The sequence below is a fragment of the Roseateles sp. P5_E8 genome (assembly GCF_054177665.1).
On record NZ_JBGCUM010000092.1, the window covers coordinates 1 to 11,889 of the forward strand.

Genomic DNA, 11,889 nt, shown 5'->3' on the forward strand with positions numbered 1-11,889 from the left:
GACGTGACCAGCACGCGGCCGCGCGGGTGGCCACGGTTGGCCAGCAGGTAGAGGCGGTCGCCGTCCAGCTCGACGTCGGTCACCTCGTCGGCGAAATCGGCCACAGGCTGCCAGCGGGCCTGGCCGCGCAGCACGTCGGCGAGCGGGGCGGTCAGCACGCGGCGCTCGCGGCGGATGTCGGCCAGCAGCAGCACCGCGCGGTCGCTGCCCGGGGCGGTCAGCAGGTAGGGCGCCTGGATATCGTCGAAGGCCAGCTTGGCGTCCAGCCCGCGGGCGACGAGCACCGGGTCGCGCTCCACCGGCGTGCCGACGCGGTGAAAGCGCGCGCGGGAATCGAGGTAGCGCTGCGGCGTGTCCAGCTTGCCGGTCAGCTGGTTGTAGAACAGGCCGCTGCTGTCGGGCAGCCACTGCGGCTCGGCGTACTGCGTGTTGGCAATGCGCTCGGGCAGCACCTGGCCGCTGGCCACGTCCAGGATGTGCAGCGTCGAGTTCTCGCTGCCATCCTTGGACAGGCCGTAGGCCAGCCGGCTGCCGTCGGGCGAGGCGCGCCACCAGTCGAGCGAGACATGGCTGTCCGCGGTGTCCAGCGCGGTCGGGTCGACGAGCACGCGGTCCTTGCCGTTCTCGCGCACGAACAGCTTGAAGTTGTTGCTGCCGGCCGGGCGCTGCTGGAAGAACAGCCGCTTGCCGGCCCGCTGCAGCGCCGACGTGGCGACCGCGTCGCCCGACAGCTGCTGGATGCGCTGCAGCAGCGCCGGCCGCCCCGGCAGCGCGTCGATGACGCTGCGGGTGTGAGCGTTCTGCGCCTTCATGAAAGGCAGCCAGTCGGCGTCCTTGTCGTTCTCCATCCAGCGGTAGCGGTCGACGACGGTCTCGCCGAAATGGCGGTCCTCGACCGGCTCAACACGCGCAACCGGCTGGGCGGCGGTGCACAGCGCCGCGATAGCCAGCAGGCCGGCCAGGCAGGAGGGCAGGAGTTTCATCGGCGGCTTTCCGGGATGGCGGGAGCGACGGATTCTGTCAGCGCGGCCAGCTCCGCCTCGTCGAAACCGGCGGCGCGGCGGGCTTCGAGATTGAAGGGCGCGCGCAGCCTGGGCGCCTGGTATTTGCTCGCGAGCTCGACGTAGGTGGCGATCGGGTCCAGGCCGCGTTGCTCGCACAGGAAGCGGTACCAGCGGTTGCCCGCCAGCACATGGCCGATCTCGTCGTGCAGGATGACGTCCAGGATCTCGCCGGCGCGTTTGTCGCCGGCGCCGACGAGCTTGCGTTTGACCGCCGGCGAGGCGTCCAGCCCACGCGCCTCCAGCGTGCGCGGCACCAGGGCGATGCGGGCAAGTAGGTCGTGCTTGGTGCGCTCGGCCATGTCCCACAGCGCGTTGTGGGCGTCGAAGTTGCCGTAGTCGAAACCCAGGCCCAGCAGGTGCTCGCGCAGCAGCGTGAAGTGCTTGGCCTCTTCCTGGGCGATGCGCAGCCAGTCGCGGTAGAAGGACTCGGGCATGCCGGCGAATCGCCAGCACACGTCCAGCGCGAGGTTGATGGCGTTGAACTCGATGTGGGCGATGGCATGCACCAGCGCCGCGATGCCTTCCGGCGTGCGCAGCGACGGGCCCTTGAGCTTGATGTGCTCGACGAGGCGCGGGCGCGCCGGCCGGCCGGGGATGCCGGGCGGTTCGGTGAGCCGGGCCTGCGTGTCCATGGTCAGCGTGGCATCAAGGCCCAGCGTGGTGGCGGCCTTGGCGGCGGGGTCTTGGATGAGCAGCAGATCCAGGGCGAGGGAGCGGAGTTCCATGCTTCAGCGCAACTCGCGCGTCAGGTCGATGTCGTAGCGCTTGTAGTCGAAGTCGATGCCGACGATGGGCGGTGTCTTGAGCCGGAAGATGCGCCGCTTGGGCAGGTCGGCAAAGCGTATCGAGGCCTGCATGTGACTGCGGAACAGCGCCAGCAGCGAGCCGTCAGCGTAGGCCATCTCCAGGCCTTGCGTGAGCCGCTCGGCGAGTTCGTGGTTGTCACGGTGGGTGTAGAAGAACTGCGGCAGGTCGTAGACGAGGGCGAAGCCGTTGTCCAGGCGCAGATCGGCCAGGTCGGCGTGCGACTCGACCTCCTTGCGCACCTCCACCACGCTGCGGCAGAACAGGTCGAAGCGGCTCTGGGCCACCATCTTGAACATCGCCTCGTAGTCCGTGAACTCCTCGACCTTGAAGCCGTTGGCGCGCAGGATTGGCACGTCCCTCCAGCCCACGCCTTGCGCGATCGTGAAGCGGCGCAGTTCATCCAGCGTTCGCACCTTGGCCACCGCGGCCTGCGCCTTCGGCGAGACGAAGCACACCCGATAGCCGGCCATGCCCAGATGCAGTGGAAAGCGCACCGGCACGAGAGCGTCTGAGCTGCCGTCCGAGCGCGGCACGATGACGGTCAGGAACCCGGGGTAGAGCGCTTGCTCGGCGCTGAGCCGCGCACGCTGGTCGTTCATGCGCGGCGAGTACTGGATGGTGTAGGGGCCGTGGGAGGCGACGGTCTTGTCCAGTGCCAGGCGGATCAAGGCGCGCGGATAGGTGTCGCGCGGATCGGTGGCGCTGGCGGGCTGCCGCAGCGTCACCACCATCGGCGGCGCGGCAGCGCACAGGCCGGCGGCCAGCAGCAGGCCAGCAATCAGGAAACGATGAAGCGTCAAGGGCTGGGTTTCTCTTGTTTGGCCGCGATTTAAGCACCGTTCAAGGGCATGCCCGCCTCGTAAAATCGCGGCTTCGCCCGCTGGGCCAACAACAAGGGGCGATGCGATGGCGGTCTACCAGCTCGACGAGCATGTTCCCGACGTGGCCGAGTCGGCCTTCGTGGCCGACAGCGCCGAGGTCATCGGCCGCGTCACGCTGGGCGAAGGCGCGAGCGTCTGGTTCAACGCCGTGCTGCGCGGCGACAGCGACACGCTGACCATTGGCGCCGGCAGCAACATCCAGGACGGCTCGGTGCTGCATGCCGACCACGGTTTTCCGTTGGTCATCGGCGAAAACGTGACCGTGGGCCACCAGGTCATGCTGCATGGCTGCACGGTGGGTGACGAAAGCCTCATCGGCATCGGCGCCGTGGTCTTGAATGGCGCGCGCATCGGCCGCAACTGCATCGTCGGCGCGGGCGCGCTGGTGACCGAGGGCAAGGAATTTCCGGACGGCAGCCTCATCGTTGGCGCGCCGGCCAAGGTCGTGCGCCAGCTGACCGAGGAGCAGATCGCCGGCCTCAAGGCCAGTGCGGCCCATTACGTGAACAACGGCCGCCGTTACGCGGTCGGCTTGAAAAGAATCCGATGAGTGAATTGCACAAGTTTCTGTTTGACGGCCTGCCGGTGCGCGGCATGTTGGTGCGGCTGACCGACGCCTGGCGCGAGGTGCTGAGCCGCCGTGAACCCGGGCAGGAATACCCACCCGAGCTGCGCGACATGCTCGGCGAGATGAGCGCCGCAGCCGTGCTGATGCAGGCCAACATCAAGTTCAACGGCGCGCTGGTGTTGCAGGTGATGGGCGACGGCCCTGTCAAGCTGGCCGTGGCCGAGGCGCAGCCCGACCTGAGCTTTCGCGCCACGGCCAAGTGCGTCGGCACGGTCGAGCCCGGCGCGACGCTGGAGGCCATGGTCAACCTGCGCGGCCAGGGCCGCTGTGCCATCACGCTCGACCCCAAGGACAAGTTCCCCGGCCAGCAGCCCTACCAGGGCGTGGTGCCGCTGCACGGCGACCAGCGCGAGCCGCTGCAGAAGATGAGCGAGGTGCTGGAGCACTACATGCTGCAGTCCGAGCAACTGGACACCAAGCTCGTGCTGGCCGCCAATGGCGACATCGCCGCCGGCCTGCTGATCCAGCGCCTGCCCATCCAGGGCGAGGGCAACTTGGAGAACAAGCGCAATGAGGACGACATCGGCCTGTCCGAAGGCTTCAACCGCATCAGCATCCTGGCCGCCACGCTGACGGCCGAGGAACTGCTGACGCTGGACGCCGACACCATCCTGCGCCGCCTGTTCTGGGAGGAGACGGTGACGCGTTTCGAGCCGCAGGCGCCGCGCTTCGCCTGCACCTGCTCGCGCGAACGCGTCAGCCAAATGCTGCGCGGCCTGGGCCGCGAGGAGGCCGACAGCGTGCTGGCCGAGCGTGGCGAGATCGAGATCAGCTGCGACTTCTGCGGCCAGCACTACCGCTTCGATGCGGTGGACGTGGGCGTGCTGTTCGCACCGGCCAGCCATCAGCCCGAGGGCGGCGGGGCCACGCTCCAGTAGTCGCCGCAGCGCAACGCCCCTCATGCCTTCTGAGGACGCGCACCGTCCTGGTGATTGACGCCGCCGCGTCAAGCTGAGACCTTGGGCGGCTGCCCGTTTTCGCACGGGCCAGGAGCGGGCGATGGCGGATGCCAAAGGCGGCTTGGGTGGTTTTCCGTGGGCGAGCGCGGCGGTGTTGGTGGCGTTTGTGGCCAGCACCCAGCTGGTGCCCCATGCCTTCGAGCCGTTGCGCCCGGCCGAGAAGCCGCGCGCCCAGGCGCCGCTGGACCCGGAGCTGGAAGTCAACGCCCGGCTCTGGGAAGACCCCTTCGCCGCGCTGCGCCGCTACGAGACCGAACGCTCCGAGCGCTGCGAGCGCTTTCGCAAGCAAGCCTCCCGCGATATGGACGTGGACTGCCTGGACCGCATGGCCGAGGCGCGCGACCCGCGCAACATGCTCGCCAAGCTGGACCGCGACCACGACCAGCGCCTGGACGACACCCTGGTCGTGCTGGGCCTGCTGCCGGGGGCTGACTTCGTCGGCGCGGAGGAGGCGCGCCGCCGCGTGCGCTATGCCGCGCTGGCGGGCCTGCTGGCCATGGACTATGTGCCCGACAACGCCGAGCGCCTGAGCCTGCTGGAGTTCGACCTGCTGGAAGCGGCCCAGCCCCAGGCCGCTATTGCACCCGTCTCTGCGCCCGCCTCGGCGGCGAGCTCCCCGGTCAAGGCACGCGCACCCTTCGTCGTGCCCTACGAGCTGCTGTCGCAGCGCACCGGCCCCCGCGACAGGCCGGGCCGCGCGAGCGCCCGCTACGCCCAGGTGGCCGTGCTGTGGGTGGATGAGAACGCGCTGCCCAGCCGCAAGCTGGACGCGCTGGCCCGGCTGACGGCGCAGCTGATGGGCGAGAAGGCGCGTGGCTTTGCCAGCTTCAAGTTCAAGGAGGGCGGCCAGCCCAGCCTGGCCGTCATCGGCCCCTCGTCCACCGACGCGCTGCGCCAGGCCCTGGCCGACCTGCGCTGCGCGGCCGACCGCAGCACTGCCGCCTCGGCCGCGGCCGCACGCTGCGCCACGCCCGGCACGCAGGACAGCCTGGGCCTGGCGCCCGACGTGCTCGAGGGCTACCGGCTGCTGTCGCGTGCGGAGTTCTACAACTCGGCCTCGACGGCCCCCAACCGCATGCTGGCCGAGCTGAACAAGCAGGACCTGGATGCCTTCGTCACCGAGCAGTTCGGCCGCATCACCGGCGAGAACCGCCCGGTGCTGCTGCAGCGCACCGTGGGCAACGACGGCGAGCTGATCCGCAAGCTGGACGCCGAGATCCGCCTGCGCCTGTCGACGGAGAGCCGGCGCCGCGTCATCGTCGTCGCCGAGCGGGATTCGCTCTACGCGCAGTCGCTGGTGGCCGAACTGAAGCATCGGCTGGGGCAGGGCGGACAGGACAGGCTTCAGCTCGAAGTGGTGTATTTCTTCCGCGGCCTGGACGGCGTGACCTCCCGCGAGACGACGGCGCCCACCACCAGCAAGAGCACGCAGATGCTGGAATGGCCCGAGAGCCGTGACCAGCTCGACTACCTGCGCCGGCTGGGCGCCGACCTCAAGCGCAGCGAGACCAACCCGGAGCTGCCACCCATTGGCGCCATCGGCATCTTCGCCAATGACGTGCACGACAAGCTGCTCGTGCTGCAGGCCTTGCACGAGGGCTTCTCCGACAAGATGTTCTTCACGACGGACATGGACGCGCGCTACCTGCACCCGCGCACCCAGGCCTTCACGCGCAACCTCGTGGTCGCCAGCAGCCTGCCGCTGTCCTTCTATCCGCCGCCGCAGCAGGAGGAGAAGGCCGGCCCCGAAGCCGTCGACCTGCAGGCCGGCACGCCGCCGCTGCGCGATATCTACCAGACCAGCACCTACGCCGCCGCCCGCCGTGCCGGCTGCCGCGACGAGGCCTGCAAGCAGCGCGAGCGTGCCGCGCTGGACCTGGCCCTGCTCAACCCCTCGCTCTACGAGATCGGCCGCAGCAACGCCGTGCCCTTGGCGGGTTATGCGCTGGACGCGCGGCCGGCGCTCAACAACGCGGGGCGCATCTTCGTGGCCGTGCTGATGATCGCGATCACCGGCACGATGCTGCTGGTCTGGCCGTCCACGCCGGCCATCAAGCAGGCGCGGCGCGTCTTCCTGCGCGAGCCGACACTGGACAACCAGCCGCAGATGGACATGACGGCCATCGTGCTGGTGGCCTTGCACGCGGGGCTGTTCTCCTACGTGCTGGCCAGCCTCATCGAGTTCGTGCTGCCCAGCCGGCTGGACTTCATCCACGCCCTGCTGCTGGCCAGCCTGGCCGCCTTCGGTGCGCTGCTGGCCGTGCTGCCGGCGCTGCTGTCGGCGCGGCGCGAGCAGCCGGCGCCGCCCGATCAGGCGGCCGGCGTGGACAGGCTGCACCTCGTCGTGCTGCTGATGGTGGCCGGCGTGTGGCTGTGGCTGGCCTGGCCCGCCGCCGGCTGGCGCGGCACGGGCGCCTGCAGCACCTGCGAGCCGGTGGCCTGGCTGGAGGGCGTCAGCGCCTGGCCGTCCCACCTCATCCACCTGCTGGCGCTGTTCGCCATCTTCTGGACGTTGGACTGGGCCTGGGCCTGCACGCTGCACCTGCTGCGCCAGGACTCCGACTGGCTGCGCCTGCCGCGCCCCGTGCCGCAGCCGGTCGTGCGCAGCAACATGCGCGAGTTGGTGCGGGGCTGGTTCGAGCACGTCAGCGTGCTGTTCTGGAAGCCCGGCGTGGGCTACAGCTGCGACTTCGACAAGCTCTGGCAGGAGTACGGCGAGCGCGGCGAGGCGCGGCCGCGCGCGGCGCGCGTGCTGGTGTGGTTCGTGCTGACGGTCAGCCTCGTCGGCCTGATGTACCTGGGCCTGTCGGAGGGCCAGATCCCCGAGGTGCCGGTGCGCGGCGACGAGCATCGCCAGATCGTCAAGGCCACGCTCTACGTCATCCTGCTGATGCTGCCGCTGCTCATCGTCGCAGTGGCCGATGCCATCGTGCTGCTGGTGCGCTTCGTGCGCCACCTGAACGCCGGGCGCAGCTTCTACCCGGACACGACCATCGAGATGTTCTCCCGCTCGCTTGGCGAGGAACAGCAGGCGCTGTGGGCGCAGCGCTTCTGCGCCCGGCCCGAGGAGCGCAGCAAGAGCGGCGGCGGCTTTGCAATGCACACGCTGCTGGACGACTGGATCGACGTGCAGGTCGTGGCACGCCGCAGCGCGCCGGTCGCGCGGCTGGTCATCGGCCCCTTCGTCGTGCTGGCGCTGCTGGTGGTGGCGCGCAGCCGCTTGTTCGACAACTGGGCGCTGACGCCGGCCATCGCCGTGGGCGTGTGCTTCTACGTGGCGGCGCTGATCGGGCTGACCTTTTTGCTCAAGCAGTCCGCCGAGGCCACGCGCAAGCGCGCGCTGGAGTCCATGCAGGCCGACTTGCGCTGGCTGGCCGGCAGCGGCAAGCCGCTGAGCGATCTCGTCGAGCCCTTCAAGCGCTTGATCGCGCAGGTCGAGAACAACCAGCAGGGCGCCTTCGCGTCCTTCTTCGACCAGCCGCTGCTCAAGGCCATGCTCGTGCCGCTGGGCGGCGCGGGCGGTACGCAGCTGTTCGACTACCTGTTGCTCGGTCGCTGAACGGCTGCCATCGCGGTGGCCTGGCGGTCGGCATCGCTGCCGGCGATGTCCACCCAGGCGATGCCGCCGGCCGACAGCGCGGCGCGCAGCCGGGCGTCGAAGGCCTGCCGCACGGCCGGGCCGTCACGCTGGATGCCGTCGGCCTGCCAGGGCAGGTCGGGCGCACAGAGCAAGGTCACATCGCAGCGCCGCTGAAAGGCCAGGGCCTGGGCCAGCAGCGAGTCGTCGTTGAAGTAGTGCTGGCTGCACAGCGCCGTGATGAGGGGCGTGGTGTCGCAGATCACCAGCTCATGCTGGCGCGCGGCGGCTGCTATGCGCGCGGCCTGCTCGGCGGCGATGTGGGCYTGCTCGTGCTGCAGCGGCGTGCGGCCGTGGGCGTCGCACCACTCGCGCAGATATTCGGTGACAAGGCCGGCGTTGAAGTGCGCCGCCAGCACCTCGGTCAACGTGGACTTGCCGGTGCACTCGGCTCCGAGCAACGTGACGAGACGGCTCACGCCTTTCTCCAGGCGCGCCAGCCGATCACGCTCATCGGAATGAAGCCGGCATAGAGGATCACCGTCAGCCAATAGCCTTTGAACCCGAACAGCACAACGCTGACGACGTTGACGACGATCCAGGTCGGCCAGTTCTCCTCGTACTTGCGCGCCAGCAGCCACTGGCCCAGCAGGCTGGCGACGGTGGGGAAGGCGTCCCAGTAGGGCAGCGGCGAATCGGTAGCCGTGGCCAGGAAAAGTCCCAGCAGCGGCCATGCGCCCAGCGTCAGCAGCACGGGCGGAAGCAGCCCTTGCAGGCCCAGGCGGCGCACCTTCAAGGTTTCGCCCTCGCGGGTGCGACCAAAGCGCCATTGCCACCAGCCCCAGACGGCCAACGCGGAGAACACGAGTTGCAGCCCGGCCTCGCCGTACAGCTTGCCGTCCCAGAACAGCGCGAAATACATCAGCGAGCTGACCAGGGCTAACGGCCATGCCAGCAGATTCACCCGCATATTGCAGATGACCATCCACACAGCCAGCACGAAGGCGACCAGCTCCAACCAGGAGATGGGGCTGCCGAAGGCGGAGAAAGCCGGCGCAAGCAGCGCCGCCCACAGGGTGGCGAGCATCAGCGCCTGACGCTCGACGCAGGGCTTGTCGCGACAGGCACGAAGACCTCGTCGGACTTGATCATGCCGAGCTCGAAGCGGGCCTTCTCTTCCACCATCTCCAGGCCTTCGCGCAGATCGCGCAGCTCGGCCTGCAGCTGGGCATTACGCGCGCGGGCCTTGTCGTTCTCGGCCCGCGCATCGGCCACCTCCTCCCGGAGATGAGCCACGTACGGAAGGCTGCCCCGGCCCACCCAAAGTTGGGCCTGGATGGCGATCAAAAAGACCGCCAGGACCAGGGCTAAGACCTTCAAGCTCAGCGCAGGTTGTAGAAGGCAGCGCGGCCGGGGTAGACCGCCACGTCGCCCAGGTCCTCTTCGATGCGCAGCAGCTGGTTGTACTTGGCCATGCGGTCCGAGCGCGACAGCGAGCCGGTCTTGATCTGGCCGGCATTCAGGCCGACGGCGATGTCGGAGATGGTGCTGTCCTCGGTCTCGCCCGAGCGGTGCGAGATGACGGCGGTGTAGCCCGCGCGCTTGGCCATCTCGATGGCGGCGAAGGTTTCGGTCAGCGTGCCGATCTGGTTGATCTTGATCAGGATCGAATTGGCGATGCCCTTGTCGATGCCCTCTTGCAGGATCTTGGTGTTGGTCACGAACAGGTCGTCGCCGACGATCTGCACGTTCTTGCCCAGGCGGTCGGTCAGGATCTTCCAGCCGTCCCAGTCGCCTTCGGCCATGCCGTCTTCGATGGAGATGATGGGGTACTTGTCGACCCAGGTGGCCAGCATGTCGGTCCATTCCTGGGCCGTCAGCTGGATGCCGCCTTCGCCTTCGAGSASGTACTTGCCGTCCTTGTAGAACTCGCTGGCGGCGCAGTCCAGGGCGATGGCGATCTGCTCACCGGCGCGATAGCCGGCTTTGTCGATGGCCTGCAGGATCAGCTGGATGGCAGCCTCATGGCTTTCGACGCTGGGCGCGAAACCGCCTTCGTCGCCCACGGCGGTGGAGATGCCCTTGTCATGCAGGATCTTCTTCAGCGCGTGGAAGACCTCGGCACCCCAGCGCAGCGCTTCGCGGAAGCTCGGTGCGCCCACGGGGACGATCATCAGCTCCTGCAGGTCCAGCGAATTGTTGGCGTGGGCGCCGCCGTTGATGACGTTCATCATCGGCACGGGCAGCTGGCAGCCGTTCATGCCGCCGAAGTAGCGGTACAGCGGCAGGCCCGACTCTTCAGCCGCGGCGCGGGCCACGGCCATGGACACGGCCAGCATCGCGTTGGCGCCCAGGCGGCTCTTGTTCTCGGTGCCGTCCAGGTCGATCAGCGTCTTGTCCAGGAAGGCCTGCTCGGAGGCGTCCAGGCCCAGCACGGCTTCGCTGATCTCCGTGTTGATGTGCTCGACGGCCTTCAGCACGCCCTTGCCCAGGTAGCGGCTCTTGTCGCCGTCGCGCAGCTCGATGGCTTCGCGCGAACCGGTGGACGCGCCCGACGGCACGGCCGCGCGACCCATGACGCCGGACTCCAGCAGCACGTCGCATTCGACGGTGGGATTGCCGCGGCTGTCGAGGATTTCTCGACCGACGATGTCAACGATGGCGCTCATTCAGTGTCTCCAGGAAAGTGAAAAATTCGGGGCGGATGCAGTGTGCCAAGCGGGCGTTACCGCGTCACATCAATCGGCCGGTGCGGCGCGCGAGTTTAAGTGCTGGCATGGTCGGTCGGCCCCTGCCGCCACAGCCGCCACGTCACGGCGGCGAGTGCAGCGACGCCCAGGCCGAGCACGGCCCACAGCAACAGGCGACGCGGTGGCAGGGCGGGCGCGGCCGGTTCGGCTTGGGCGATGAAGCTGCCGAGGCTGGCCTGGCCCAGGCGTGATTGCTCGCGCGGCCAGTCGGGCACCACGTCGGTCAGCGGACGCGGGCCGGCCTCGGGCGTGACCTGGCCGACCTGCAGACTGAACGGCGGTTCGCCCTGCGCGGCCCAGACGAGGCGGGCGGTGCGCACGGTCCAGCCCAGGCGCAATGTCYCGGCGGGCGGCAGTGCGGCGCCGCGCGGCGGCAGCAGGCGCAGCTCACTGGCGCTCACGGGCAGGCTCAGCGCGGGTGCCGTGTCGGCCGGCGCGTCGCCGCGGTCGACGCGGTAGAAAACGCTGCGGGCGATGGTCTGCCAAGGGGCCTGCGGGCTGGAGCGGGTCTGCACCTGCACGGGCAGCACCCACGTGCCTTGGCTTCCGGACAGTGTCAGGCTTAGCAGCGGCTGCGGGCCACCCAGGGGCACGACCCAGCCGCCGTCGGCGTCTGGCGTGGGCAACGTGGCCGTACGAACGAGCTGCTGCGGCGCCGAACCGGCGGGCTGGGCCAGCAGCGTGGCGCCGTCTGGCATCACGGCGCGGGCCGAATCGTCCCAGACCAGGCGCAGATAGCGCTGCGGCTGGCCGGGCAGGGCCACAAGCGGCTGGCCCAGGGGCGCGCCGTCTGCGTTGCGCAGGCCCAGCAGCTGGCCGGTGCCGAGGAAGCGCCAGGCCTGCAGGTCGCCACTGGTTTCGAGCCGATAGCCAGCCTGGAAGGGCGGCGCGTCGGCGGGCCAGCGCAGGCGCAGCTGCTGCGGCTCGGCAGGCCAGCGGGCGGGCTCGCCCAGGTCCAGCAGCCAGCCGGCCGGCGCCTTGTTCGGCGGCGCCGAGGCCGGCTGGGGCGCTGGCGGCAACGCGAACAGCTTCAGCTCGCGCTCGGGCGGAACCGTGAAGCTGTTGTCCGGCAGCAGTGCGAAGGGCACGCGCCGGCCTTGTGCATCCAGCAACTGCCAGTCGCCCAGGTCGCTGCCCAGGCTGTGCTGCCAGGCCTCGGCGCCGGCGTCCAGCGTCAGGAAGGGCGCGGGCTGGGTGACCTGGACGGGAGCGCGGTACGGCAC

The 11,889-nt window shown here is 69.4% G+C and carries 10 protein-coding genes and 1 pseudogene; 3 read left to right on the top strand and 8 right to left on the bottom strand.

Going from position 1 to position 11,889, the window contains the following annotated elements:
• The 3 genes and pseudogenes from ACXRVZ_RS26605 to ACXRVZ_RS26615 form a co-directional block, all read right to left on the bottom strand.
• A pseudogene (locus ACXRVZ_RS26605) lies at positions 1-983 on the bottom strand (prolyl oligopeptidase family serine peptidase); the annotation flags it as partial.
• Positions 980-1,789, bottom strand: coding sequence for a ferritin-like domain-containing protein (locus ACXRVZ_RS26610; RefSeq protein WP_457426769.1), 810 nt, complete (start codon positions 1,787-1,789; stop codon positions 980-982). The pseudogene ACXRVZ_RS26605 and the gene ACXRVZ_RS26610, both read right to left, overlap by 4 nt.
• Positions 1,790-1,792: 3 nt before the next feature.
• Positions 1,793-2,671 (bottom strand): hypothetical protein, encoded by an 879-nt coding sequence (locus ACXRVZ_RS26615; protein ID WP_457426767.1) that lies wholly within the window; start codon positions 2,669-2,671, stop codon positions 1,793-1,795.
• 106 nt (positions 2,672-2,777) lie between these two features.
• Between ACXRVZ_RS26615 and ACXRVZ_RS26620 the strand changes: the two genes are divergently transcribed.
• From ACXRVZ_RS26620 to ACXRVZ_RS26630, 3 genes are all read left to right on the top strand, one after another.
• Positions 2,778-3,302 carry a gamma carbonic anhydrase family protein gene (locus ACXRVZ_RS26620; RefSeq protein ID WP_457426765.1) on the top strand — a complete coding sequence of 175 codons (525 nt, stop codon included), beginning with the start codon at positions 2,778-2,780 and terminating at the stop codon, positions 3,300-3,302.
• Positions 3,299-4,258, top strand: coding sequence for an Hsp33 family molecular chaperone HslO (gene hslO / locus ACXRVZ_RS26625; protein ID WP_457426763.1), 960 nt, complete (start codon positions 3,299-3,301; stop codon positions 4,256-4,258). Before ACXRVZ_RS26620 ends, hslO begins: the two co-directional genes overlap by 4 nt.
• 121 nt (positions 4,259-4,379) lie before the next feature.
• Positions 4,380-7,898, top strand: a complete 3,519-nt coding sequence (locus tag ACXRVZ_RS26630) for a hypothetical protein (protein WP_458233049.1) — start codon at positions 4,380-4,382, stop codon at positions 7,896-7,898.
• Here the strand turns inward: ACXRVZ_RS26630 and ACXRVZ_RS26635 are convergent.
• The 5 genes from ACXRVZ_RS26635 to ACXRVZ_RS26655 all read right to left on the bottom strand — a co-directional run.
• On the bottom strand, positions 7,877-8,395 hold the full coding sequence (locus ACXRVZ_RS26635; protein WP_457426526.1) for an AAA family ATPase: 519 nt from the start codon (positions 8,393-8,395) through the stop codon (positions 7,877-7,879). The two genes, ACXRVZ_RS26630 and ACXRVZ_RS26635, sit on opposite strands and share 22 nt — an antisense overlap.
• On the bottom strand, positions 8,392-9,003 hold the full coding sequence (gene pnuC / locus ACXRVZ_RS26640; protein ID WP_457426528.1) for a nicotinamide riboside transporter PnuC: 612 nt from the start codon (positions 9,001-9,003) through the stop codon (positions 8,392-8,394). The genes ACXRVZ_RS26635 and pnuC overlap by 4 nt, the downstream gene beginning before the upstream one ends.
• Positions 9,003-9,263 (bottom strand): septum formation initiator family protein, encoded by a 261-nt coding sequence (locus ACXRVZ_RS26645; RefSeq protein ID WP_457426530.1) that lies wholly within the window; start codon positions 9,261-9,263, stop codon positions 9,003-9,005. The genes pnuC and ACXRVZ_RS26645 overlap by 1 nt, the downstream gene beginning before the upstream one ends.
• A 35-nt stretch (positions 9,264-9,298) precedes the next feature.
• Positions 9,299-10,585 carry a phosphopyruvate hydratase gene (eno, locus tag ACXRVZ_RS26650; RefSeq protein ID WP_458233050.1) on the bottom strand — a complete coding sequence of 429 codons (1,287 nt, stop codon included), beginning with the start codon at positions 10,583-10,585 and terminating at the stop codon, positions 9,299-9,301.
• 95 nt (positions 10,586-10,680) lie between these two features.
• A partial coding sequence (locus ACXRVZ_RS26655; protein ID WP_458233051.1) for a DUF3999 family protein occupies positions 10,681-11,889 on the bottom strand: 1,209 nt, incomplete at its 5' end.